This window comes from Methylorubrum rhodinum (genome assembly GCF_014199935.1).
Taxonomy (GTDB): Bacteria; Pseudomonadota; Alphaproteobacteria; order Rhizobiales; family Beijerinckiaceae; genus Methylobacterium; species Methylobacterium rhodinum.
The window spans coordinates 209273-233679 of record NZ_JACHOP010000002.1; the positions used below are offsets into that span (position 1 = coordinate 209273).

Sequence of the window (24407 nt, forward strand, 5' to 3'; positions counted from 1 at the left end):
TGCCACCTGAAACACCCCCACCTCCGGCTCCTCCCCGCAAGGGGGAGGAGAGGCCCTTTGGAACGGACCCGGACGCCCCTCGATGGCCAGCTTGAAGGACCTGCGCAACCGCATCACCTCGGTGAAGGCGACGCAGAAGATCACCAAGGCGATGCAGATGGTCGCCGCCGCCAAGCTACGGCGCGCCCAGAATGCCGCCGAGAGCGGACGGCCCTACGCCGAGAAGATGGCGAGCGTGCTCGGCAACCTCGCGGGCAACCTCGTCGGCGGCGTCGGCGCCCCGAAGCTGCTGGCGGGCACCGGCCAGGACCGCGTCCACCTGCTCGTCGTCGCCACCGGCGACCGCGGCCTGTGCGGCGCCTTCAACTCCTCGATCGTGCGCCTGGCCCGCGAGCACATCCGCAAGCTCGAGGCCGAGGGCAAGACGGTCAAGATCATGACCGTCGGCAAAAAGGGCCTCGACATCCTGCGCCGCCAGTACCGCGATCGCATCGTCGAGAGCATGGACATCCGCGGCACCCGGCCGGTCGATTACGCGTTCGCCTCCGAGATCGCCGACAAGATCGTCGCCCGCTTCGATGCCGGCGAATTCGACGTCGCGACGCTGTTCTACTCCGAGTTCCGCTCGGTGATCTCGCAGATCCCGACCGCCCAGCGCCTGATCCCGGCCGAGCTGCCGGAGACCGACGGCAAGACCTCGACGGGGGCGTCGGCCGACGCCGCCATGGAGTTCGAGCCCTCCGAAGAGGCGATCCTCGAGACGCTGCTGCCCAAGAACCTGACCGTCCAGGTCTACCGCGCGCTCCTGGAGAACGCCGCCTCCGAGCAGGGCGCGCGCATGAGCGCGATGGATTCCGCGACCCGCAACGCGGGCGAGATGATCAAGAAGCAGACGCTGATCTACAACCGCACGCGTCAGGCCATGATCACCAAGGAACTCATCGAAATCATCTCGGGCGCGGAAGCGCTCTGATCCACAAACACGCGCCCGCACGCATTCGAAGGACAGGCATCATGGCCAACACCGCCGCCCCCACCAACGCCAAGGGCAAGATCACCCAGGTCATCGGCCCCGTGGTCGACGTGCAGTTCGAGGGTCACCTGCCGGAGATCCTGAACGCGCTCGAGACCAAGAACCAGGGCAGCCGCCTCGTTCTCGAAGTGGCCCAGCAGCTCGGCGAGAACACCGTCCGCTGCATCGCCATGGACACCTCGGAAGGCCTCGTGCGCGGCCAGGAGGTCGCCGACACCGGCGCGCCGATCCGCGTGCCGGTCGGCCACAACACGCTCGGCCGCATCATGAACGTCATCGGCGAGCCGATCGACGAGGCCGGCCCGATCGAGTCCGACACCCTGCGCGCCATCCACCAGCCGGCCCCGGCCTACGACGAGCAGTCGACCGAGGCGCAGATCCTCGTCACCGGCATCAAGGTGGTGGATCTCCTCGCCCCCTACGCCAAGGGCGGCAAGATCGGCCTGTTCGGCGGCGCGGGCGTCGGCAAGACCGTGCTGATCATGGAGCTGATCAACAACATCGCCAAGGCGCACTCGGGCTACTCGGTGTTCGCCGGCGTCGGCGAGCGGACGCGTGAGGGCAACGATCTCTACCACGAGATGATCGAGTCGAACGTCAACAAGAACCCCAAGGAGAACAACGGCTCGGCCGAGGGCTCCAAGTGCGCGCTGGTCTACGGCCAGATGAACGAGTCGCCCGGCGCCCGCTCGCGCGTGGCCCTGACCGGCCTGACCATCGCCGAGCAGTTCCGCGACGAGGGCCAGGACGTGCTGTTCTTCGTCGACAACATCTTCCGCTTCACCCAGGCGGGCTCCGAGGTGTCGGCGCTTCTCGGCCGCATCCCTTCGGCGGTGGGCTACCAGCCGACGCTCGCCACCGACATGGGCGCCCTGCAGGAGCGCATCACCACCACGAACAAGGGTTCGATCACCTCGGTGCAGGCGATTTACGTGCCGGCGGACGATCTGACCGACCCGGCGCCCGCCGCCTCGTTCGCCCACCTCGACGCCACGACCGTGTTGTCGCGCTCGATCGCCGAGAAGGGCATCTACCCGGCCGTGGACCCGCTCGACTCGACCTCGCGCATGCTCTCGCCGGCGATCCTCGGTGAGGAGCACTACGACGTAGCCCGCCGCGTCCAGCAGACCCTGCAGCGCTACAAGTCGCTCCAGGACATCATCGCCATCCTGGGCATGGACGAGCTGTCGGAAGAGGACAAGCTGACGGTGGCCCGCGCCCGCAAGATCGAGCGCTTCCTCAGCCAGCCGTTCCACGTCGCCGAGGTGTTCACGGGTTCGCCCGGCAAGCTCGTCGCGCTGGAAGACACGATCAAGGGCTTCAAGGGTCTGGTCGAGGGCCAGTACGACGACCTGCCGGAGGCCGCCTTCTACATGGTCGGCTCCATCGAGGAGGCCCAGGAGAAGGCCAAGAAGCTCGCTGCGTAACGCGACGCCGCTTCCTCTCGGCGCGCGGGACAGACGCTCGCGCGCTGCTCAACCTCTCGCGGACACCTGACGCATGGCCACCTTCCAGTTCGATTTCGTCGGCCCCGAGCGGACGCTGTATTCCGGTGAGGTCGAGGCGGTGCAGCTGCCCGGCACCGAGGGCGAGATGACCGTGCTGCCGGGCCACGCGCCGGTGCTGACGTCGCTGAAGGTCGGCGTCATCACGGTCACCGAGAAGTCCGGCTCGGGCAAGCGCATCTACGTGCAGGGGGGCTTCGCCGATATCGGCCCGAAGGCCGTGACGGTGCTGGCCGAGCGCGCCGCGCCGATCGAGGAGGTCAACCCCGCCATGATCGACAAGGAGATCGAGGCGGCCGAGATGGCCCGCGACGCCACCGAGGATTTGGCCAAGCGCGAGGCGCTGAACGGCCAGATCGTCCAGCTGCGCGAAGCCAAGAACACGCTCAACCTCTGAGTTCTTTTGGGATTTCGGTTTTGGAGGGCGCTGGCACACCGGCGCCCTTTTCGTTTTCAGCTGGCGCCATCCGTCTCTCCTCCCCCTTGCGGGGAGGAGCCGGAGGTGGGGGTGGTTCAGGATCGAGCGGTGCGGTGCCTTCTGCACCACCCCCACCCCTACCCCTCCCCGCAAGGGGGAGGGGACAGCGCGGCGAGCCCGTGCGCGACCAACCGGTCCTTCACCGCCGCATCGCTCGGGCAGCCCTCGGCGAGCCATAGCGTCCGCGCCGCACGCAAAGCCGCCCCTACGCCCGGCCCCGGCGGCACGCCGCGCGCCACGAGATCGGCGCCGGTCACCGGCAGGACCGGGCGCGTGCCTGCCTTCACCATCCGATCGAGCGCGATCCGAGCCTCGTTCGTCACCCGCGGGCGCGGTTCGCCGTCGAGGATGCGCAGCACCGTTTGCAGCAGCGCGGCGCCGTGATCGGCCACGAGGGCCGGCACCTCGGCGGCGTCGAGGGCGGGGCGGTCGTGCAGGAGCGCGAGCGCGTCGGCATAGGCGGCAAGATGGGCGTGCTCGGCCTTGGACAGGCGCAAGCTCTCCTGCAGCCGGTCGGCATCCTCGCGCGTCAGGACGCAGAGCGCGCCCAGCCGCGCGACTGCCTCCGCATCCGGCGCAACGCGGGCGAGGCGGCCGAGTTCGCCGACGCCGCCGGTGATGCGTGACAAGAGTCCGGTCTCACTCAAGGTGGCGACCGCCTCAACGGCGCGGGGCGCCAGCAGCAGCTTCAAAAACTCCGCCCGCACCCGCTCGCGCGAGAGCCGAAAAAGGCCGTCGCGCGCCGCCACCGCCGCGGCGAGCCCCTCCGGGTCCGGGTCGCCCCGCCCGTAGCGAGCGTGAAATCGAAAGAAGCGCAGAATCCGCAAGAAATCCTCGCGAATGCGGGTGGCGGCCGCCCCGATGAAGCGGACGCGGGCCCCGGCGAGGTCGGCCACGCCCCCGGTCGTGTCGTGGAGCGTGCCGTCGGGCGAGAGCGAGAGCGCGTTGATGGTGAAGTCGCGCCGCTCGGCATCCCGCGCAAAGTCGCGGCCGAACCGGACCACGGCGTGGCGCCCGTCGGTCTCGATATCCTCGCGCAGCGTCGTGACCTCGTGCGGCGCGCCCTCCACCACGAGGGTGACGGTGCCGTGCGCGATCCCCGTCGGCACCGCCTTGAGGCCGGCGGCGCGAGCCCGCGCGATCACCGCCTCGGGCCGAAGCGTGGTGGCGAGATCGACGTCGCTGGCGGTGCGCCCGAGCAAAGCATCGCGCACGCAGCCGCCGACGAGGCGGGTCTCCTCGCCGGGCACGTCGAGGGCGGAAAGGCAGGCCCGCACGCCCTCACGCGCCAGCAGCCGCGGCGGGCCCTCGGGGTCGAGGCCGGAGGGCAACGAGGTCACTGGAAATGGCCCGGCACCAAGCGCCCGTTCTCGTAGCGCGGCGGCACGTAGCCTTCGGCGTGGCGCTCGCCGGTCAGCCCGGTCATCACCAGGGAGACCACCACGACGAACAGCCCCGCCAGCACGAGGCGGGTCCATTGCGGCTTCCACTCGGCGTGATCGAGGGGCGAGCGGCGGGCCAGCAGCAGCCAGCCGGCGAACAGGACGAAGGGCAGCGAGAACAGGGCGATCTGTTCGAGAACGAGGCGCAGCATTTTTTGGGTTTTCGCGGGGCTGAGTTTTCAGGCGTAGAGGCGCTCGTAGAGGTTATGCACGATCCCCGCCGTGACGCCCCAGATCAGGTGCTCGCCGTGCGGGATGGCGTAGAAGTAGCGCGTCCGGCCCTGCCACGCCCGCGAGCGGACGAGATGCCGCGCCGGGTCCATCAGAAAGCGCAGCGGCACCTCGAAGGCGAGATCGACCTCGTCGCGGTTGAGGGTGAGGACGGCTCCCTCGGCCACGAGGCCGACCACCGGCACCACGAGGAAGCCGGTCGCCGAGAGGTAGGGATCGAGGAAGCCCAGCGGGCGCACGTCCTCCGCCGCGAGCCCGATCTCCTCGCGGGCCTCGCGGAGCGCCGTGTCCAAGGCTGAGACGTCGCCGGGATCGACCTTGCCGCCGGGGAAGGCGATCTGGCCCGAATGGTCGCGCAGATGCGCCGCGCGCCGGGTCAGCAGCACGCTCATGCCCTCGGAGCGCTCGACCACCGGCACCAGCACCGCGGCGTCGCGGTGGGGCGCGGCGGGCGCGACGGCCGAGCCGCCAGGATCGAGGTCGTGGTCGCCGCGCGGATTGGAGAGCGGCACGCCGGGGCCGGGCGGCACCCGCGACAGGCCGATCTCGGCCCGCGCCAGGAAGCCGGCTCGGTGGAAATCGGCAGGGTTGGCCGGCTCGGTCCCGGCCGGCGGAGCGGTCGTGCGGTCGGCCGCCTCGTCGGGTAGCTTCATGCGGCTTCCCCGGCCGGGGCGATACGGTGGAAGGCGCCCCCGGCCCACAGGCCGAGCCATGCCTGCCCGTCGATGCTCCGCTCCTCGGCAAGCTCCACCAGATCGTAGGTGAGCGCCCGGCTCACCAGCGCCTGAAGGCCGCCGCGCACGCGGATATAAGGCTTGAGGCCGTCGGCACCGTCCTCGAAGCGCAGGGGATGCTCGGCATCGACCGAGACGAGGTCGTCGACATTGGTGCGCAACGCGATGCGGCGCGCCTCGCCCTCGCCCTCCACCGCCATCTCGACCGCGGTGAAATGCGCATCCTCGACCGCGATCCGCACCTTCTCGACCGGCGTCACCAGCACGGTCGAGCCGTCGGGCTCACGCCGCAGGATCGAGGCGAACAGTTTTACGAGTTTCGGCCGGCGGATCGGCGCGCCGTTGTGGAACCACGTCCCGTCGGCCGCGATGCGGATATCGATTGTGCCGCAATGCTCGGGGTTCCACCGCTCCACCGGCGGCGGTCCGCGCTTCGGCAGATCGCCGAGGGCGGCGCTCAGGCGGGCGAGGGCGGGATCGGGGGCCGGATCCGAGACATCTTGGCTCATGCCCCCGAATATATGGCAGGCCGCGCCACGCAGGGAGATGGCCGTTAGCCGGGCTTCTTCTTCAGCACCTTCCAGATGCCGGTGACGGCGACGAGCGCCCGGCCGCCGCTCGTCAGCGTGCCGCGCACGAACACCAGCGAGGCGGTTTTTCGTACGATCTCCGGCGTCACCTCGATCAGGTCGCCGATCTTGGCCGCGTCCACGAACTGGCTGGACATCTCGACGGTGACGCAGGGGGCGTCGTCGGCGGCCTCGCGCACCACGATGCTGAGCGCCCGGTCGGCGAAGGTCAGCAGCGCGCCGCCGTGGACGATGCCCACCAGATTGCCGTGGCGCTCATCCGTCCGGAACGCGAAGTCGCGCCGCCCCTCGACCGTGCGGTGATGCACCGGCCCGACATGGGCGATGAAGCCCGGATCGGTGAAAGCCTCCCAGCCGGCGGGAAACGCCGCTTGCTCCGCGTCGGTCATGAAGAGTCGTCTCCGCGCCAAAAGTCCGAACGGGCCACCCGCGGATGCATGATGTCGCGGGCGGCCTGCCCTACCGTCCTGCGGAGGCCATATAGGACCGATCCGCCGCGCGGCAGCGCCGCGCTTGCGTTCGGTGCGCGTTCGGCGCCAGACTTGCACCTTCATCCGGGCGCTCGACTTCCGCCGCCCGGCATCCGGAGATTCGACCGCATGGCACAGGGCGCCGGTTCGGCCAGCACGACGAGCCTCGACGACGGGATCGTCGCCACCGCCGAGACCTGCCTGTCCGCGATCCACGAGGCGCGGGAGGCGATCCACGGGGTCATCTTCGGCCAGGAAAAGATCGTCGATCTCGCCCTCGTCACGATCCTGGCCGGCGGCCACGGCCTGCTCGTCGGCCTGCCGGGTCTGGCCAAGACCAAGCTCGTCGAGACGCTCGGCACCGTGCTCGGGCTCGACGCCCGGCGGGTGCAGTTCACCCCCGACCTGATGCCCTCGGACATCCTCGGCACCGAGATTCTGGACGAGGATGCCGACCGCCGCCGCTCGTTCCGGTTCGTGAAGGGCCCGGTCTTCACGCAATTGCTGATGGCCGACGAGATCAACCGCGCGAGCCCGCGCACGCAATCGGCCCTGCTCCAGGCGATGCAGGAGCATTTCGTCTCGGTCGCGGGCGAGCGCCACGACCTGCCGCGCCCGTTCCACGTGCTGGCGACCCAGAACCCGATCGAGCAGGAGGGCACCTACCCGCTGCCCGAGGCGCAACTCGACCGCTTTCTGCTGGAGATCGATGTCGGCTACCCCGACCGCGCCGCCGAGCGCCGCATCCTGATCGAGACGACCGGCGTCGAGGACGCGCGGGCCAGGACCGTGATGACCACCGAGCAGCTGCTCACGGCCCAGCGCCTCGTGCGCCGCCTGCCGGTGGGCGACGCCGTGGTCGATGCCATCCTCGACCTCGTCCGCTCGGCCCGCCCCGAGGGTGGCGATCCGAGCGTGGGGAAAAAGCTCCTTTGGGGACCCGGCCCCCGCGCCAGCCAGGCGCTGACGCTGGCGGTGCGCGCCCGCGCCCTGATCGAGGGCCGCGTCGCCCCCTCCGTCGCCGACGTGAAGGCGCTGGCTGAGCCGGTGCTCAAGCACCGCATGGCCGTGACCTTCGCGGCCCGCGCCGACGGCGAGAGCGTGACCGGCCTGATCGGCCAGCTCGCCGCCAAGCTCTGACGGGACCGACCCGCATGGCCTCCACCCGGCTCGTCGAGGCCGACAGCCGCCGCCCCGGGCGGCCCGAGACCGGCGGGGCGCTGGACCTCGCCGGGCGGATGCCGCGCCTCGTGCTCGAATCGCGCCGCGTCTCCGGTACGCTGGCCCACGGCCTGCACGGACGCCGCCGGGCCGGCCCCGGCGAGAGCTTCTGGCAGTTCCGGCCCTTCGTCACCGGTGAGGCCGCCGCGCGGATCGACTGGCGCCGCTCGGCCCGCGACGACCGGCTCTACGTGCGCGAGCGCGAGTGGGAGGCCGCCCACAACATCTGGATCTGGATCGACCGCTCCGCCTCCATGGGCTTCGCCTCCGATCTCGCCCAGACCTCGAAAGTCGAGCGCGCCCTGGTGCTGGGGCTGGCGCTGGCCGACACCTTCGTGGACGGCGGCGAGCGGGTCGGGCTTCTCGGCCTCACCCGGTCGAGCGCCGCCCGCGGCATCGTCGAGACGCTGGCGCAGTCGCTGGTCAACGACAGCGCCGGGCTGACCCAGGACCTGCCGCCGGCAGCACAGCCCGGCCGCTTCGACGAGACGGTGCTGATCAGCGATTTTCTCACCCCGCTCGATGCTTTGCGCGCCTCGGTGCAGACGATCTCTGCCCGCGGCACCCACGGCCATCTCGTGATGGTGGTCGATCCGGTGGAGGAGACCTTCCCCTTCACGGGTCAAGCCGTGCTGCACGATCCGGAAGGCAACACCAGCCTCGACATCGGCGAGGCCGGCGCCTGGGGCGAGGCTTATCGCCAGCGCATCAGTGCCCACCGCGAGGGGCTCTCCGAGATCGCCCGGCAGCGGGGTTGGACGCTGACGATCCACCGCACCGACCGGCCCGCGACCGAGGCGGCGCTCCGCGTCCTCACTCTGGTCGCCGCCGCGCGCGGGCTCGGCTGAAAGGCAAGGCGTGTTCGGGATTCCCCTCACCTTCGCCGCTCCGCTGGCGCTGGCCGCCCTCGTGGCGCTGCCGGCCCTGTGGATCCTGCTGCGGGTCACGCCGCCGCGCCCGCGCCGCATCAGCTTCCCGCCGCTGGCGCTGATGGCCGACATTCTCCCGAAGCGCGAGACTCCGGCCCGCACCCCGCCCTGGCTGCTGATCCTGCGGATTCTCGCCGCAGCCTGCCTGATCCTGGCCGTCGCCGGCCCGGTCTGGAATCCATCCGGCATCGGTGCCGCCTCGGGCCGCAGCCCGCTGCTCTTGATCCTCGACAACGGCTTCACCGCCGCCCACGACTGGCGCGACCGCCTGCGCGCCGCCACCGACGAGGTCGAGGCCGCCGCCCGCGACGGTCGCCCGGTCGCCCTGGTGGCGAGCGCGGAAGCCCCGGCCCCGTTCGAGGCGAAGGCCCCCGCCGCCGCGCTGGAGCGGCTGCGGGCGATCAAGCCGCGCCCGCACCTCGCCGACCGGGGCGCGCATCTGCCGTCCATCGGCACCTTCCTGGAGCGCACGCCCGGCGCCTCCCTCGTCTGGATCGCCGACGGCGTGCGCGGCGCGGGCGACACGGACTTTTCCAAGGAACTCGGCGAACTCGCCGCCCGCCACGGCAACGCCATGACCCTGCTCAAGGCCGACCGCCCACCCGCCCTCGCGCTGGAAGGCTCGCCGCAGCAGCCGGGCGAGAAGCTCGCCGCGCAGGTGCTGCGCGCCGCCCCCAACGGCCGCGACACCGGCCTCGTCCGCGCGCTCGACCCGAAAGGCCTGCCGCTCGCCGAGAGCCGCTTCACCCTGGAGCCGGAGGCCCGCGAGGCGACCGTCACCTTCGATCTGCCGGTGGAGCTGCGCAACGCCATCGCGCGCCTCGAAATCGAGGGCGAGGGCTCGGCCGGGGCCGTGGTGCTGATGGACGAGCGCGGACGCCGCCGCCGGGTCGGCCTCGTCTTCGGCGGAACCCTCGATCAGGCCCAGCCGCTGCTGGCGCCGACCTATTACCTCGCCAAGGCGCTCTCGCCGTTTGCCGACGTGCAGCAGCCCCGCGGCGGCCAGGGCACGGCGGAGGCCATCGGGCAGATGCTCGACAATCAGGTCTCGGTGCTGGCACTCGCCGATGTCGGCGCGCTCGACGAGCGCACGCTGGCCCGCGTCGAGCAATTCGTGGACGAGGGCGGCCTGCTCCTGCGCTTTGCCGGCCCGCGCTTGGCGGCGGGCAACGATCCCCTCGTGCCGGTGCGCCTGCGCCGCGGCGGGCGCTCGCTCGGCGGCACGCTCTCCTGGGACCGGCCGAAGACGCTGGCCGCCTTCGCCCCCGAGAGCCCGTTCGCCGGCCTCGTGCCGCCGGCCGACATCGGCATCCGCCGCCAGATCCTGGCCGAGCCCGACGGCGACTTGCCGGGCAAGACCTGGGCGGCTTTGCAGGACGGCACGCCGATCGTCACCGCGCAGAAGCGGGGCCAGGGGCTGATGGTGCTGTTCCACGTCACCGCCGACACCACGTGGTCGAACCTGCCGTTGTCGGGCCTGTTCGTGGACATGCTGCGCCGGGTCGTCGGGCTGGCCGGTCCCTCGGCCAAGCTCGTCGAGGGCGACGGGCGCCAAGCCAAGGCGGCGCTTCTGGCCCCGCGCCTGACGCTCGACGGCTTCGGTGCGCTGGGCTCGCCGCCGGCCAGCGCCACCGCGGTCCCGGCCGATTTCGCCGACCGCGCCGGCCCCGAGCATCCGCCGGGCTTCTACGGTGCGGCGGAGGGCGGCATCGCGGTCAATGCGCTGCGCCCCGGCGACCGGCTCGAACCGCTCGACATCGCCGCGCTCTCCGGCGCCCGGATCGGCTCGCTGGCGGGGGCCGAGACGGTGGACCTGCGCGCCACGCTGTTCACCCTCGCGCTGCTGCTGCTGGCCCTCGACACCCTGGCCGGCCTCTGGCTCGGCGGCTTTCTACGCGGCTCCCGCCTCGCCCGCGGTCGCGCGGCGCCCGCCGCCCTCGTCCTCGCCGCCGCGCTGGGCGCCGGGCTTCTGGCCACGGCCCCGCCCGCCTTCGCGCAGGTGCCGGCCGCCAACCGGCCGAACGGCACCGAATCCGCTCTCAACACGCGGCTGGCCTACGTCGTGACGGGCGATTCCGCGATCGACACCGCGAGCCGGGCCGGCCTCACCGGCCTGACCCAAATGCTCGCCGCCCGCACCGCCCTGGAACCGGGCGAGCCGGCCGGCCTCGACCCCGAAAAGGACGAGCTGGCCTTCTACCCGCTGATCTACTGGCCGATCGTCGCCGGGCGTCCGCAGCCGAGCGAGGCGGCGATCCGCAAGATCGACGCGTTCATGCGCAACGGCGGCACCGTGGTGTTCGACACCCGCGACGCCCAGACCGCCCGCGCCGGCGGCCCGCCGACCCCGGAAACCGCCTACCTGCGCAAGATGCTGGCGACCCTGGAGGTGCCCGAACTGGAGCCGGTGCCGCCCGACCACGTGCTGACCAAGGCGTTCTACCTCGTCGATTCGTTCCCCGGCCGCTTCGGCAACGGCCAGACCTGGGTCGAGACGATTCCCCCCGCGGCGGAGGGCGGCGAGCGCCGCCCGGCGCGCGCAGGCGACGGCGTCACCCCGCTCATCATCACCGGCAACGATCTGGCCGCCGCCTGGGCGGTGGGCCGCAACGGCGAGCCGCTCTATCCGGTCAACGGCGACCAGCGCCAGCGCGAGATGGCCTTCCGGGGCGGCATCAACATCGTGATCTACACGCTGACCGGCAATTACAAAGCCGATCAGGTGCACGTGCCGGCGCTGCTGGAGCGGCTGGGGCAGTGATGACCGCGTGGTTTCCGGCATGTCTTCCCCTCTCCCCGCACGCGGGGAGAGGGCTTCATGCCCCCTCGTCGGGGCATGAAGCGAGGCGGCAGCCGAAGGTGAGGGGGCGCATCCGGGTGTGCTCGATCCTGAGATACCCCCTCACCCTCGCTTCGGCTTCGCCTTCGCTTCCTGCCTGCACGACGAGGTGCAGGCAGGCCTCTCCCCGCCCGGCGGGGAGAGGGGTTTTGGTGTTTCATCCTGAAGGCCTCACCTCATGCTGAGCCTCAGCTTCACCCCTCTGGTCCCCTGGCCGGTGCTCGCCGGGTTCGGCGTGCTCGCCGCGGTCCTCGTCGTCGTCGCGATCCTCGCCCGCGGGCGCACCGCGCTCCTGCGGGCGATCGCGCTCGCCCTGGTGATCGCCGCGCTCGCCAACCCCTCGCTGGTGCGCGAGGACCGCGACCCGGTGAAGGACGTCGCCGCCATCGTCGTGGACCGCTCCGGCTCGCAAAGCTTGGGCGAGCGCCCGGCCATGACCGACGCGGTGAAGGCCGAACTGGAGCGTCGCTTCGGCGCACTCACCAACATCGAGCCGCGCTTCATCGAGGTCGGCGACGCGCAAGGGGGCGAGGGCGACGACGGCACCAAGCTGTTCACGGCGCTGACCCAGGCGCTCGCCGATGTGCCGGCCGAGCGCATCGCCGGCATCGTCATGCTCACCGATGGGGTGGTGCATGACATCCCGGCCTCGCTGGAGACGCTGGGGCTCAAGGCGCCGCTCCACGTCCTCGTCACCGGCCGCCCGGACGAGCGCGACCGCCAGATCCGCATGCTGGAAGCCCCCCGCTTCGGCATCGTCGGCAAGGACGTGACCATCCGCGCCGAGGTGATGGAGCGCGGCGGCACCGGCTCTGCGACCGTCAGCGTGCGCCGCGACGGCGAGGAGATCGACCGGCAGAGCATCGCCACCGGCACGCCGTTCGCGCTGACGACGCGGATCGAGCATGGCGGCCCGAACGTGGTCGAGATCGAGGTCGAGCCGCTGCCGGGCGAACTGACCACGGTCAACAACCGCGCGGTGCTGCCCATCGAGGGCATCCGCGAGAAGCTGAGGGTGCTGCTGGTCTCCGGCGAGCCGCACCAGGGTGAGCGCACGTGGCGCAACCTGCTGAAGTCGGACGCCAGCGTCGATCTCGTCCACTTCACCATCCTGCGCCCGCCGGAGAAGCAGGACGGCACGCCGATCTCCGAACTGTCGCTGATCGCGTTTCCCACGCGCGAGCTGTTCGTCCAGAAGATCAAGGACTTCGACCTGATCATCTTCGACCGCTACGCCAACCAGAGCGTGCTGCCCTCGGCCTATTTCGACAACATCGTCCGCTACGTCCGCGAGGGCGGCGCGCTGCTGATCGCCGCCGGTCCCGAATTCGCCGGCCCCGCGAGCCTCGCCCGCACGCGGCTCTCGCAGGTGCTGCCGGGCGATCCGTCGATGAAGGTGGTCGAACAGCCGTTCAAGGCCGCGCTCACCGACACCGGCCAGCGCCATCCGGTCACCCGCGCGCTGCCGGGCTCCGAGTCGAATCCGCCGGCCTGGGGCGACTGGCTGCGCATCGTCTCGGCCCAGACGCGGGCGGGCGTGCAGCCGATCCTGTCGGGCGCCAACGGTCTGCCGCTGCTGGCCCTGTCGCGGGAGGACAAGGGCCGCGTCGCCCTGATGCTGTCGGATCAGGCGTGGCTCTGGGCCCGCGGCTACCAGCAGGGCGGGCCCTACCTCGATCTGCTGCGGCGGCTGGCCCACTGGCTGATGAAGGAGCCGGCCCTCGAAGAGGAGGCGCTGCGCGCGCAAACGACGGGGCGGGGCCGCGAGGTCCGCGTCGAGCGCCAGACCATGGCGGAAGAAGCCGGCCCCGTCACGGTCACCGGCCCGACCGGCAAGGAGCGGACGCTGACGCTGTCGAAGGCCGAGCCCGGCCTGTTCAGCGCCACGTTCGAGGCCGAGAGCCTTGGCCTGCACACGTTGCGCTCCGGCACCCTCGTCGCCTTCGTCAGCGTCGGCCCGGCCAACCCGCGCGAACTCGCCGACGTGTTCAGCGACACCGAGCGCCTCAAGGGCGTGGCCGAAGCCTCCGGCGGCACGATCCGCCGCGTAGCGGCGGCGGGCGGCGGCCTCGACGTGCCGCGCTTGCAAGTCACCCGCGGCGGGCGCTTGGGCGGCGCCGACTGGATCGGCTTCCGCCCGAGCGACAGCGCCACGATCCGCGGCGTCGAGGTCTACCCACTGGGCATCGGCCTGTGGGCGCTGGCGGCGCTCGCCGCGGCGGTGCTGGCGATGTGGCTGATGGAGGGACGGCGGGGGCGGGCGGCGTAGCTCCGGCAGCGTTCAGTCTCGGGAGGGTGTCGACGCGTCCTCGCCGGAATCAGATCTGTACAGAGCCTCGAAGTCCCGCCCTCCGTAGAACACGTTGGTGACGAGGACCCGACCGGGTTCGATCCGGTACGCGATCACGGCTGTGTTCTCGAAGGGCACCGTCCGCAATCCAGGCTCAAGGTCGTCACGGGGGCGACCGCCTCGGGGTGCATCACCGATGCGCTGACAGCGGTCTCTGATCCGCTTCACGAACCCCTGCGCGGTCGGAACATTCTGACTGACGTGCAGCACGATACGGAAAATGTCCGCGAGGTCGCGCAGAGCCTCGGGCTGAAGCTCGACGCGCAGCCTACGCACGAGCGGCGTCTTTCTCCGCCTGGGCGAACAGCTTCTCCAACTCTGCGTCCACCTCTTCAAGGCTCAGTGCCGGCCGCGGATCGTCCAGGGACCGCCGAATGCGCGCCCGGATGACCTCCAGCCGCTCGGCATCCTCCCGGCGCTGGCGCTGCCACAGCCGCACGGCGTCGCGCAGAACCTCGCTGGTCGAGGCGTACTCGCCGGCCTCGACGCTCTCGCGCACCGCACGGAGCTGTTCGGTGGTCATGGTGACGTTGATCGTCTCAGGCGGTGGCATACCGGTCACCTTCCTCGAATTCCCCGCAATGGTCGCATAGGATCAGGTCCGACGCACGCCGTTCGTTGTGACGGGCGGGTTGTCGGGATCAGACCGCCGAGCAAGACCCGGCCCCATGTCTCCCGAAAGCCGACATCCCGGCATATCGGGCAATTGTCCGTGAGCGGGAGTTACACGGGGGCCTCTCACCTGTGTAAATCCCGCCGCATGACCGAACGACCCCCCTTCCTGGCCGGCGGCGGCGAGGCCGCCCGCATGATCGCCGAGCGCGATTGGTCGGGTCATCCGCTCGGATCCCCGGAGACGTGGCCGGAATCGCTGCGCACGGCGCTGAGCCTCGTGCTCAACTCGCCCGAGAGCATGATCCTGGCCTGGGGGCCGGAGCTGCACTTCTTCTTCAACGACACCTACTTCCCGCTGCTCGGGCCGCGCCTGTCCTGGGCGATGGGCGAGCGTTTCGATAAGGTGTGGGCGGACGGCTGGGATCAGGCCAAGCCCATCATCGACGAGGCCTTCGCCGGCCGCAGCCGCCGCTTCGAGGACCTGCCGTGGAAGCTCGCCACCGACCGGGGCGAGGCCGACACGTGGTGGTCGTTCTCCTACTCCCGGGTGCTCGACGGGCAGGGCCGCATCGCCGGCCTGTTCATCTTCACCAACGAGACGACCAAGCGCGTGCAGTCCGAGGCGCGGCGGCAGGAGGTCGAGGCCGAATTGCGGGCCGAGCGCGACCGGGCGCAGGGCGTGCTCGCCAACATGGGCGACGCCTTCTCGCTGCTCGACCGCGACTTCCGCATCCTCGACGTCAACGCCGAGGCGATGCGCCTGGAGACGCGTCCGCGCGAGGCGATCGTCGGCGGCCTCCAGTGGGCGGTCTATCCCGGCACCGATCCGGTCTTCGACGAGACGATCCGGCGCGCCATGATCGAGCGCGTGCCCGTGGCGATGGAGCACCGCTACACGTGGCCCGACGGGCGCACGGCCTGGATCGACATGCGCGGCTATCCCGTGCCCGAGGGCCTCGCCCTGTTCTACCGGGACGTGACGGCGCGCCGCGAGGCGGCGGACGCCCTGCGCCGCAGCGAGACCCTGCTCGCCGCGACCCTCGACGCGCTCCCGGTCGGCGTCATCCTGGCCGACGCGCAGGGCAGGATCCTGCGCGACAACGCCGCCAACCGGGCGCTCTGGGGCATGCCGCCGGAGACCGGGAGCTGGGAGCAGTACGGGGACTGGGTCGGCTACTGGCCCGAGACCGGGCAGCGGCTGCGCGCCGAGGAATGGGGCTTGGCCCGCGCGCTCCTGCACGGCGAGACCGTGCGCGGCGAGCTGATCGAGATCGAGCCGTTCGATGGGGGGGAGCGCCGCCAGTTCCTCAACAACGCGGCACCGATCCGGGATGCGGCCGGCGCCATCGTCGGCGGCGTGGTGGCCGAACTCGACGTGACCGAGCGCATCGCCGTCGAGCGGCGCCTGCGGGAGAGCGAGGCGCTGGCCCGCGAGCACGCCGAGCGGGTCCAGCTCGCGCTCGCGGCGGGCGCGATCATCGGCACGTGGTTCTGGGACGTGACCGCCGACCGGTTCACCGTGGACGAGGCCTTCGCCCGCGCCTTCGGCCTCGATCCGGCACTGGGCCGCGTCGGCTTGAGCCTCGGGCAGGTGGTCGAGACGGTCCATCCCGACGACCAGGCGGGGCTCGCGCGGGCGATCGAGGGGGCCATCGCCCGCGGCGGCGCCTACGCCCACCAGTACCGGGTGCGGCGCGCCGACGGGCGCTACTACTGGATCGAGGCCAACGGCCGGGTCGAGCACGGACGCGACGGCGGGCCGATCCGCTTCCCCGGCGTGCTCATCGACGTGGAGGAGCGCCGCGCCGTCGAGGCCGAGCGCGACCGGGCGAGCGCGCTCGCCCGCGAGAAGGCGGTCGAGTTCGAGACGCTGGCCGACAACATCCCGGTCCTGTGCTGGATGGCGCGGGCCGACGGGCACATCTACTGGTACAACCGGCGCTGGTACGCGTATTCGGGCACCGATTTCGAGGCGATGCAGGGCTGGGGCTGGGAGGCCCTGCACGATCCCGCCGCGCTCCCCGCCGTGGCGGCGCGCTGGGGGCATTCGCTGGCCACCGGCGAGCCCTTCGAGATGACCTTCCCGCTCAAGGGGGGCGACGGCGTGTTCCGGCCCTTCCTGACCCGCATCGTGCCGATCCGCGACGAGGCGGGCGCGGTGGCGCGCTGGTTCGGCACCAACGTCGACATCACCGAGCAGCGCGCGGCGCAGGATGCGTTGCGCGAACTCAACGAGACCCTGGAGGAGCAGGTCGCGCTGCGCACCCGCGCCCTGATGCGGACCGAGGAGGCGCTGCGCCAGTCGCAGAAGATGGAGGCGGTGGGCCAGCTCACCGGCGGCATCGCCCACGACTTCAACAACTTGCTCGCCGGCATCTCCGGCTCGCTCGAACTGATGCAGACCCGCATCGGCCAGGGCCGGCTCAAGGACGTCGATCGCTACATGGGGGCCGCGCAAGGGGCGGCCAAGCGCGCCGCCGCGCTGACCCACCGCCTGCTCGCCTTCTCCCGCCGCCAGACGCTCGACCCCAAGCCCACCGACGTGAACCGCCTCGTCTTCGGCATGGAGGAACTGATCCGCCGCACGGTCGGGCCGACCGTGACGATCGAGGTCGTCGGCGCCGCCGGGCTCTGGCCGGCGCTGGTCGATCCGCCGCAGCTCGAGAACGCGCTGCTGAACCTCTGCATCAACGCCCGCGACGCGATGCCGGAGGGCGGGCGCATCACCATCGAGACCGCCAACAAGTGGCTCGACCCGGCCGCCGCCCGCACCCACGACATGCCGCCCGGCCCCTACCTGTCGCTGTGCGTGACCGACACCGGCACCGGCATGAGCCCGGACGTCCAGGCCAAGGCCTTCGATCCGTTCTTCACGACGAAGCCCACCGGCCAGGGCACGGGCCTCGGGCTGTCGATGATCTACGGCTTCGCCAAGCAATCGGGCGGGCAGGTGCGGATCTATTCGGAACTCGGCCAGGGCACGACGATGTGCCTCTACCTGCCGCGCCATCACGGGGCGGCGACCGAGCCCGATGCCCACGCCCCCCTGGTCGATGCGCCCCGCGCCGAGCAGGGCGAGACGGTGCTGGTCGTCGACGACGAGCCGACGGTGCGGATGCTGGTCACGGAGGTGCTGGAAGACCTCGGCTACACCGCGATCGAGGCCGCCGACAGCGCCTCGGGCCTCAAGGTGCTGCAATCGGACGTGCGCATCGACCTGCTGATCACCGATGTCGGCCTGCCGGGCGGCATGAACGGCCGCCAGATGGCCGATGCGGGCCGCGTTTCGCGGCCCGAACTGAAGATCCTGTTCATCACCGGCTACGCCGAGAACGCCGCGGTCGGCAACGGCCAGCTGGAGCCCGGCATGGCGGTGCTGACCAAGCCGTTCGTGGTCGAGACGCTGGGCCTGCGGATCCGGGAGATGATCGCGCGGGGGTAGGGGAATGTTTCCCCCCTCGTGTCGGCCCGGTGTCCGATGTGCCTTTCCGATGACGGCTCGAAACCAAATCGCCGGCCTGCTACGATGAGCCCCATGGCAAAGACCCGTTCGACAGCACCCCAGAACCCGAAGGCGAAGCGGGCGCCGGCCGCGACGAAGGTCGTGCGCGACGCGCAGACGGGGGCGTTCGTGACCGTGAAGGGGTTCGAAGCCCTCAAGGGTAGCGATCTCAAGCTCGGCACGGGAATCGACCTTCTGAAGCCGATCGCCGAGCAAGCGTTCACCCCACGACGCGGCCAGCGGACAGACCCGTAGCCGTTGACGGGCGTTCTTCTCGATACGCATGCCCTCTACTGGCTCGTCGGAGGCGCAGAGCCGCTCACCGAGGCAGCCCTTTTCGCCATCGGTGAAAGTCAGGCGGCGGGCCGGCTCTTCGTGTCTCCGATCACGGCATGGGAGTTGTCGATCGCGGCGCAGAAGCCGCCGCACCGGGACCCTCCGCAACTGAACGGTGGCGTATCAGACTGGTTTCGGGCAGCCGTTCGGGCGACGTCTGCCAAGATCGTACCGATCCGGCAGACCATCGCGATCGAGGCGGCGCAGGTTCCGGTCGCGACCGGGCACAGAGACCCTGGTGACTGCTTTCTGATCGCGACGGCCCGCGTGCGGAAGGTCCCGATCGTGACCCGCGACGCGATCCTATGCCGCTTGGCGTCGGAGACTTACCTTGAAGTGATCGTCTGCTGAGGTGCCAGCGCCCTTCTATGCCAGCACCCCCGCCCGCCGCCCGAGCCACAGCGTGCCCGCAGCACCCGCGAACATCGCGACTCCGAAAACCCAGCCCGAGACCGCGCCGGCCATGATGCCGGACAGCAGCGTGCCGACGCTGCAGCCGAGCCCCGTCATCGCGCCCCATCCGAGCAGCAGGCCGCCGGTGAGGCCGCGGACGACCTGTCCCGGATTCGGCAGGGCCGGGCGGAACTGGCCGGCCACCAGCGCTGCGGCGAAGGAGGCCAGCACGAGGCCGCCGACGAACAGACCGTTGGGCGTGAGAGCCGCGTCGCGGACGGCGGTGGCGCAGCCGCGGAAGGTGTCGAGGCCTTCCAGCCGGTCCGGCAGCCACCCGAGCGAGCCCGCCGCCTGCCGCGTGCGGCCGCCGATCTCGGCGGTGACGCCGAGCGGGCCGACCCGGAGATAGGCCAGCGTCCCGAGCGCCCCGACCGCGAGCCCGCCGAGCCAGACCGGCCAGCGCGCCACGAACACGGCGTGCAGCGGATCGGGCCGGGCGGCCGGCGCCGGTGCGGGCAGGCGGCGCAGCAGCGGCCAAGCCAGCGCCGCGAGCAGCGCCAGCGACAGGGCGAGGGTGCCGGCATAGCCGAGATGGCGCGGCAGCCACAGAACCGGCGCCTCCGAGAGGCTGGCGAGGTAGAGCGGGTTCCACGTCAGGAAGCCGAGCACGAAGCCCAGCGCCGTGCCCAGAAGTGCGAACGGCGCCGTCGGCGAGCCCTCGCCGAGGCGATAGAGGTGGGCGCTGATGCAGGAGCCCGACAGGGCCATGCCGGCCCCGAAGGCGAGCCCGGCCAGCACCAGCACCGGCCCGACGGGCCCGATATGCGCGTCCGGGGCCAGCCGCGTGCCCGACGGGTCGGGCATCCAGGCGCCGAGCACCACCGCGTAGCCGGCGACGCCGATGGCGAGCGCGGCCAGGATGCCGAGCATGCCCCGCGGATCGCCGAGAACGAGAAAATCGCGCCACTGGCAGTAGAAGCAGAAGCGGCTGCGCTGGAGCACGAGGCCGAACAGCGCGCCGAAGACGAGGGAGAGGGCGAGCCGGGTGCCGCCCGCCTCGCCCGAGAGCCGCCACGCAAGGGCGGCGAGCCCGGCAACGATGATGCCTGCGAGAGCCGCCCGCACGGGCAGGAAGCGGGCGACCGCGCCGGGCACCGGCGGGCTCGCCGCCAGGGCCGGGACGACGGCCGCCGCCAGGGGCCGGGCCGGCTGGGCGGCGAAACCGACGAAGCCGACCGGCTCCGCCAGGCCGTCGGGAGGCGTCACTTGCTGCTCCGGTTCACTTGCCGCCCCAGACCGTGCCGGCGAGGTTGACCACCGGCACGCCGACCGCGTTGCCGTACTCGGTCCACGAGCCGTCGTAGTTGCGGGCGTCGTAGCCCAGCACGCGGCTCAGCACGAACCACGAATGGCTGGAGCGCTCGCCGATGCGGCAGGTGGTGATGATCGGCCTCGCACCGTCGATGCCGGCCGCCGCGTAGAGCGCCTTCAGCTCGTCCTTGGACTTCAGGGTGCCGTCCGGATTCACCGCCTTGGCCCAGGGGATGTTGACCGAGCCGGGGATGTGGCCGGCGCGGATCGCCAGCTCCTGGATGCCGGCGGGCGCGATGATCTTGCCGCTGAACTCGTCGGGGGAGCGGATGTCGAGGATCTGCTCGTCGCGCTCCTTCTTCGCCACCGCCAGCACGTCGGCGAAGCGGGCGCGGAGCTTGCCCGAGGGCGCCTGCGCCGTGAAGGTCGAGACGGGCACTTCGGCGGTGCGGGTGTCGAGCGGGCGCTTCTCGGCCTCCCACTTCTTGCGCCCGCCGTCGAGCAGCTTGACGTTCTCGGTCAGGCCGTACTGGGCGAACACCCAGGCGCCCCAGGCGGCGAACCAGTTGTTGTTGTCGCCGTAGAGCACGATTGTGGTGTCGCGGTCGACGCCGAGGCGGCGCGCCAGCGCCGTGAACTTGTCCGGGCCGGCGATGTCGCGGCTCACCGTCTCGACGAGGTCGGTGTGCCACGCGACGTTCTGAGCGTTCGGGATATGGCCGCGCTCGAACACGCCCGGCTCGACGCTGACCTCGACGATCCGGACTTTTTTGGAATCGAGGTTCTTTTCCAGCCACTCGGTGGAGACGAGCGGGCTGTCTTGCGCAGCTTTCTCCTTCACGGATCTGGCGGCCGGCTCCTGCGCGGCGGCCGGAGCGGCGGGCAGGAGGAGGGCCGCGGCGGCGGCGAACAGGAAGGCGGATGGGCGCAGCACGAAAAAGCTCCGGAAGGGCAGCAGCGATCGTTCGGAGCGGCCTTGCGCCGCCCCGTCGGGGTCTCGCTTCAGGGAATTGGGCAGATCCGGCGCCGTCCCGGCCGCTCCCCGAAGCCTTCGCTTCCCGGTGGGAACCTTTTTCGGAGAGGGCCGGGTGGGACCGGACCGCGCCCCAATCTCGCTGCCCGGGAGGCGTCCGGTCAACGGAATAATCGTCCGTTGTTCAAGAGCTTAGGCGAGGTTGCTTCTCCCCGCGGCCGCGCTTTCACGAAGGATTATCCCGGGGCGCTCAGCCGTATGGCGGCCACGCCGATCCGCCCCGCGTGCCGGATGCGCCGGGGACACGGTGGGGACATCTCTTGTTCGCACCAGCTTGACCGCACAAGCTCAGCTGTTTCAATGCGCGGGCCCTGCCCTCCGGCCGGGGACGAGGCGCGCGAGGCGGCAGATGGCGACGACGGTCCGGTGGTTCGCGCTTCCGCTCGCTCTCGGCCTCGGCCTCACGGCGTCCGGCTGCACGGGCTTCGCCTACATCTCCAAGACCTACGTCGCCCAGGTGCCGCAGGTCGTCACCATCGGCTGCAACGAGCCCTACGAGATCTACGACAACCGCCAGAAGCGGCGGGTGTTGGTGGTCTCGAACGCTCTGCGCGAGGTGACCGGCTGCGACGTCGGCCGCCTCGGCGCGGGCCGCCCGCCCGCCGAGACGCGGGCCACCCGCTTCCGCACGGCGGCCCGCACCTATCTCGACGAGACCGTGCGCGAGGATTGCACGATCACCGGCGAGACCGTGTTCAGCGATCTCCAGGCGGAGTTCGTCTATGCCTGCGACGCGCCGATCGAGCCGCGCGGCACCCCGGTGCCCCGCCTGCCGGGCCGGCGGCTGTATCGCTGATCGTTCAGGACTCCGCCGGGCCGACGAAGGTCCGCTCGGTCGCATCGCCCGCCGCCGCCAGCAGCGCCCGCGCGAAGGCCCGCGCCTCGCTCCGCTCCAGGCTCAGGACCGCGGTGACGGGGCGCCCGCCGAGATCGGGCAGGCCGAGTTCGAGCCGCACGCCCTCGCCCTCCGCGGTCGCGGACAGGCTCCAGCCGCGCTTGTCGGCGGATGAGCTCCCTTGGCCGGACTCGCTCATCGGGACGAATCCTCCTCACGTTCCAAAGCCTTCACATGGTCGGTTTTCGCAGCCCAGACCAGAGGCTCCCGCCGGGCAGGAGCGCGGAAGGCGCGATTGACGGCTGCCGCGGGGGATGATGTCTCACGCGGCGACCCGCCCGCGGGGCAGGATGTTTCAAGAGAGAGCAGGGACGACCGACATGTCCGAGATCTGGTTCCGCACCGGCGAGGCGACGGTGCTCGCCGCCGACGGGCAGTACACCGATGCGATGCCGGAGGTGCTGATCGGCTCCGTCCGCGGCCCTGTGGGGCAAGCCTTCGCCGGCATGCTCGGCCAAGTGCAGGGCCACACCCGCATGTTCGTGGTGCGCGACCTCAACCAGCTGGTCCGCCCCTCCACCATCATGACCACCAAGGTCACGATCCACACCGCCGAATACGCGGAACTCCTCGGCGGCGTCGTGCAGGCGGCCACGGGTGATGCCATCGTCGATTGCGTGATCGAGGGCATCCTGCCGAAGGACGGCCTCGACGAGCTGTGCATGATCATCACGATCTGGCTCGACGAGCGCTGCGGCAGCCACGAAGACCTCGACCGCAAGGACCTCTACCGCACCAACTACGAGGCGACGAAGCTCGCCATCGGCCGGGCGATGCGCGGCGAGCCGACGATCGACGAGCTGATCGCCAACCGCAAGACGGTGAAGCACTACGCGCTCGAGGGCATCGTCGAGTATTGATTTTTTTGGCTGTTCGGGGCGCGGCTCAGGCCGCGTCCTTGGTGTCAGAACTTCGTCAGCAGTGCCACTTCAGAGCGCGGACGGCCGGTCGAGATCCTTCGAGAAGGCGCGCGCGAGCTGCCCGATCGACGCATCATCGACGCCGTCCGCAGCAAAATCCTGCCGCCAGAGCCGCATGCGGGCGGTGAGGTCGGCGACGATCGCTCGGGCATCGTCCGGCGAGAGGTCGAAATCCCGGGCTCGCGTCAGGCAGTTGCCGGTCGTCGGGTAGCTCCCGGACCGGCCGACCCCGATGGCTTGCTGGGGATCCATATCCGGCTGGGGGACCACGTCGAAGGCCGGGGACAGGCGCCATCCGCCATCACGTCTGAGGAAGGCGTGGTTCTTGAGATGATCGTCCCGGTTGCCGCACAGGACGTTGAACACCATGCGGCGAAACAGTTCGCGGCGGTCGGACACGTGCCGCGCGCCGTGCCGCAGCAGGAACAGGGCAAGATCGGGATAGGAGCCGGAGGCGGACGTCTCGTCCAGTCCAAGCACGGTCAATCCGCTGATGTAATGGCAGGTCGGCGTGTGCGTGGCCGGATCGCGGTCGAAGCGCTTCACCAAGACGACCTTGCGAGGCCCGACGGTGAGCAGATTGGTCTCGGCGGCGTCGATCCCGCACCGGGAGGCGAGGCGCAGGGCCGCGTGCTCGGCGCCGCACTGGTCGTAGGTGTCGTCCCGCCTTTGGAACTTGGCGATCCACAGGGCGCCCTCGTGGGTCACGACCGCCTTCGGCCGGGCGCCGCCCATGCTCGCGCCCGCGCCCCAGAGGCGGGCCGCGAGCCCTTCGACCGCTTCGCCCCGGTCCAGGCGCTCGAATCCGTCCGCGATGTCGTCGAGGTCGGCCTCGGCCGCGTAACTCGGACGCAGCGGTGGCAAGGCCGGGGTCTCGGAGAAGGCAAGGCAGCCGACGCGCTCGTCGCTGGTGGCGAGCAGCCAGTCGCACGCCGTCATCAGGGGACGGCCGGGAGGCCGCCGATATTCGATGAGCCGCCGGCCCCAGCGATCCGGGGTGGTATCGGCCAGGACACCCGGAAGCCGACCGCGGCCGGTGCTTCGGAAGGGACCTTGCTGAAGCGGCAGGTGGTCCGGGTCGAGGGCGAAGGCCCGGCCGTGATCGTTCCTCCGCCAGGACCCGACATAGACGAACTCGCCGTAGGACGACCCGGCCGCCGAAGCGACGAGCCGATACCGGCCGACCAAGTCCGTGGCGCCGTCCGCGTGGCGGGCGTGGATGTAGACCTCAGAGATCGTCAAGGTTCACCTCGCGCGGGCGACGCGCGCGGCTCGGCAAACGACCGGTCTCGATGGCGGCGGCCAAGCGGTCGTTCTCGGGACTGACCGCATCGCGGACGGCCGGAAACAGGCCGAGAACCCAGACGGCCCTGGCGAAGACGCCCCATGAGACCGTCGGATCGCCGTTCTCGAGCTTGCGCAGGGTCGGGAGGGAGACGCCCACGCGGGAGGCGAGGTCGGAGGCCGGCTGGCGTCGGCGCAGGCGCGCGGCCCGGATGGCCTGCCCCATCTCGCGAAGCCCATCCGAGACCTCGAAGGGCGTATGGACCGCTCGCTCGCTCGTCATGCAAGCATCATTG

The 24407-nt window shown here is 71.1% G+C and carries 24 protein-coding genes; 12 read left to right on the forward strand and 12 right to left on the reverse strand.

Going from position 1 to position 24407, the window contains the following annotated elements; all coding sequences use genetic code 11:
- Window positions 1–82 precede the first annotated feature (82 nt).
- The 3 genes from HNR00_RS03275 to HNR00_RS03285 all read left to right on the forward strand — a co-directional run bounded on the left by HNR00_RS03275 (window position 83) and on the right by HNR00_RS03285 (window position 2935).
- Complete coding sequence (locus HNR00_RS03275) at window positions 83–973, forward strand: F0F1 ATP synthase subunit gamma (RefSeq protein ID WP_183564831.1); 891 nt, start codon at window positions 83–85, stop codon at window positions 971–973.
- 41 nt (window positions 974–1014) lie between these two features.
- Window positions 1015–2460, forward strand: a complete 1446-nt coding sequence (gene atpD, locus HNR00_RS03280) for a F0F1 ATP synthase subunit beta (protein WP_183564834.1) — start codon at window positions 1015–1017, stop codon at window positions 2458–2460.
- A gap of 73 nt (window positions 2461–2533) precedes the next feature.
- Window positions 2534–2935, forward strand: a complete 402-nt coding sequence (locus HNR00_RS03285) for a F0F1 ATP synthase subunit epsilon (RefSeq protein WP_183564837.1) — start codon at window positions 2534–2536, stop codon at window positions 2933–2935.
- Window positions 2936–3093: 158 nt separating this feature from the next.
- Here HNR00_RS03285 and HNR00_RS03290 read toward each other — a convergent pair whose 3' ends face one another.
- From HNR00_RS03290 to HNR00_RS03310, 5 genes are read right to left on the reverse strand one after another with little or no spacing between them, the layout of a single operon-like run.
- Complete coding sequence (locus tag HNR00_RS03290; protein ID WP_183565461.1) at window positions 3094–4347, reverse strand: CCA tRNA nucleotidyltransferase; 1254 nt, start codon at window positions 4345–4347, stop codon at window positions 3094–3096.
- Window positions 4348–4352: 5 nt separating this feature from the next.
- A complete protein-coding gene (locus HNR00_RS03295) occupies window positions 4353–4610 on the reverse strand; it encodes a DUF6111 family protein (protein ID WP_183564840.1) in 258 nt (85 codons plus the stop codon).
- Between the two features lie 27 nt (window positions 4611–4637).
- Window positions 4638–5342 (reverse strand): CoA pyrophosphatase, encoded by a 705-nt coding sequence (locus HNR00_RS03300; protein ID WP_183564843.1) that lies wholly within the window; start codon window positions 5340–5342, stop codon window positions 4638–4640.
- Window positions 5339–5932 (reverse strand): DUF1285 domain-containing protein, encoded by a 594-nt coding sequence (locus tag HNR00_RS03305; RefSeq protein ID WP_183564846.1) that lies wholly within the window; start codon window positions 5930–5932, stop codon window positions 5339–5341. Before HNR00_RS03305 ends, HNR00_RS03300 begins: the two co-directional genes overlap by 4 nt.
- Before the next feature lie 44 nt (window positions 5933–5976).
- Window positions 5977–6402, reverse strand: a complete 426-nt coding sequence (locus HNR00_RS03310) for a PaaI family thioesterase (protein WP_183564849.1) — start codon at window positions 6400–6402, stop codon at window positions 5977–5979.
- A gap of 210 nt (window positions 6403–6612) precedes the next feature.
- On the opposite strand from HNR00_RS03310, the gene HNR00_RS03315 reads away from it, so the two are divergent.
- The 4 genes from HNR00_RS03315 (at window position 6613) to HNR00_RS03330 (ending at window position 13741) form a co-directional block, all read left to right on the forward strand.
- A complete protein-coding gene (locus HNR00_RS03315) occupies window positions 6613–7623 on the forward strand; it encodes an AAA family ATPase (RefSeq protein WP_183564853.1) in 1011 nt (336 codons plus the stop codon).
- Between the two features lie 14 nt (window positions 7624–7637).
- Window positions 7638–8552 carry a DUF58 domain-containing protein gene (locus HNR00_RS03320; protein ID WP_183564856.1) on the forward strand — a complete coding sequence of 305 codons (915 nt, stop codon included), beginning with the start codon at window positions 7638–7640 and terminating at the stop codon, window positions 8550–8552.
- A gap of 10 nt (window positions 8553–8562) precedes the next feature.
- Complete coding sequence (locus HNR00_RS03325) at window positions 8563–11394, forward strand: DUF4159 domain-containing protein (protein WP_183564860.1); 2832 nt, start codon at window positions 8563–8565, stop codon at window positions 11392–11394.
- A 256-nt stretch (window positions 11395–11650) separates the two neighbouring features.
- A complete protein-coding gene (locus HNR00_RS03330; RefSeq protein WP_183564863.1) occupies window positions 11651–13741 on the forward strand; it encodes a hypothetical protein in 2091 nt (696 codons plus the stop codon).
- Window positions 13742–13753: 12 nt separating this feature from the next.
- Here the strand turns inward: HNR00_RS03330 and HNR00_RS03335 are convergent, their stop codons facing one another.
- Window positions 13754–14098, reverse strand: a complete 345-nt coding sequence (locus HNR00_RS03335) for a type II toxin-antitoxin system RelE/ParE family toxin (protein WP_183564866.1) — start codon at window positions 14096–14098, stop codon at window positions 13754–13756.
- A complete protein-coding gene (locus tag HNR00_RS03340) occupies window positions 14091–14375 on the reverse strand; it encodes a ribbon-helix-helix domain-containing protein (RefSeq protein ID WP_183564869.1) in 285 nt (94 codons plus the stop codon). The genes HNR00_RS03335 and HNR00_RS03340 overlap by 8 nt, the downstream gene beginning before the upstream one ends.
- A gap of 207 nt (window positions 14376–14582) precedes the next feature.
- Between HNR00_RS03340 and HNR00_RS03345 the strand changes: the two genes are divergently transcribed.
- The 3 genes from HNR00_RS03345 to HNR00_RS03355 all read left to right on the forward strand — a co-directional run bounded on the left by HNR00_RS03345 (window position 14583) and on the right by HNR00_RS03355 (window position 18626).
- A complete protein-coding gene (locus HNR00_RS03345) occupies window positions 14583–17879 on the forward strand; it encodes a hybrid sensor histidine kinase/response regulator (protein ID WP_183564872.1) in 3297 nt (1098 codons plus the stop codon).
- Window positions 17880–17972: 93 nt separating this feature from the next.
- Window positions 17973–18194, forward strand: a complete 222-nt coding sequence (locus HNR00_RS03350; protein ID WP_183564877.1) for a hypothetical protein — start codon at window positions 17973–17975, stop codon at window positions 18192–18194.
- Between the two features lie 3 nt (window positions 18195–18197).
- Entirely contained in the window at window positions 18198–18626 is a 429-nt protein-coding gene (locus HNR00_RS03355) for a type II toxin-antitoxin system VapC family toxin (protein ID WP_183564881.1), read from the forward strand.
- A gap of 15 nt (window positions 18627–18641) precedes the next feature.
- Here HNR00_RS03355 and HNR00_RS03360 read toward each other — a convergent pair whose 3' ends face one another.
- A complete protein-coding gene (locus HNR00_RS03360) occupies window positions 18642–19823 on the reverse strand; it encodes a YeeE/YedE family protein (protein ID WP_183565464.1) in 1182 nt (393 codons plus the stop codon).
- A gap of 124 nt (window positions 19824–19947) precedes the next feature.
- Window positions 19948–20913, reverse strand: coding sequence for a sulfurtransferase (locus HNR00_RS03365; protein ID WP_376770348.1), 966 nt, complete (start codon window positions 20911–20913; stop codon window positions 19948–19950).
- Window positions 20914–21361: 448 nt separating this feature from the next.
- On the opposite strand from HNR00_RS03365, the gene HNR00_RS03370 reads away from it, so the two are divergent.
- Entirely contained in the window at window positions 21362–21808 is a 447-nt protein-coding gene (locus HNR00_RS03370) for a hypothetical protein (RefSeq protein WP_183564884.1), read from the forward strand.
- Between the two features lie 4 nt (window positions 21809–21812).
- Here the strand turns inward: HNR00_RS03370 and HNR00_RS03375 are convergent, their stop codons facing one another.
- Window positions 21813–22046 (reverse strand): hypothetical protein, encoded by a 234-nt coding sequence (locus HNR00_RS03375; protein WP_183564887.1) that lies wholly within the window; start codon window positions 22044–22046, stop codon window positions 21813–21815.
- 181 nt (window positions 22047–22227) lie between these two features.
- Between HNR00_RS03375 and fae the strand changes: the two genes are divergently transcribed.
- The gene (fae, locus tag HNR00_RS03380) at window positions 22228–22767 is read left to right on the forward strand and encodes a formaldehyde-activating enzyme (protein WP_183564890.1); all 540 of its coding nucleotides are present in this window, start codon (window positions 22228–22230) and stop codon (window positions 22765–22767) included.
- Between the two features lie 69 nt (window positions 22768–22836).
- Here fae and HNR00_RS03385 read toward each other — a convergent pair whose 3' ends face one another.
- Together HNR00_RS03385 and HNR00_RS03390 are read right to left on the reverse strand one after the other, a co-directional pair.
- A complete protein-coding gene (locus HNR00_RS03385; RefSeq protein WP_183564893.1) occupies window positions 22837–24069 on the reverse strand; it encodes a type II toxin-antitoxin system HipA family toxin in 1233 nt (410 codons plus the stop codon).
- Window positions 24056–24394 carry a helix-turn-helix domain-containing protein gene (locus tag HNR00_RS03390; RefSeq protein ID WP_183564896.1) on the reverse strand — a complete coding sequence of 113 codons (339 nt, stop codon included), beginning with the start codon at window positions 24392–24394 and terminating at the stop codon, window positions 24056–24058. Before HNR00_RS03390 ends, HNR00_RS03385 begins: the two co-directional genes overlap by 14 nt.
- Between the last annotated feature and the right edge of the window lie 13 nt (window positions 24395–24407).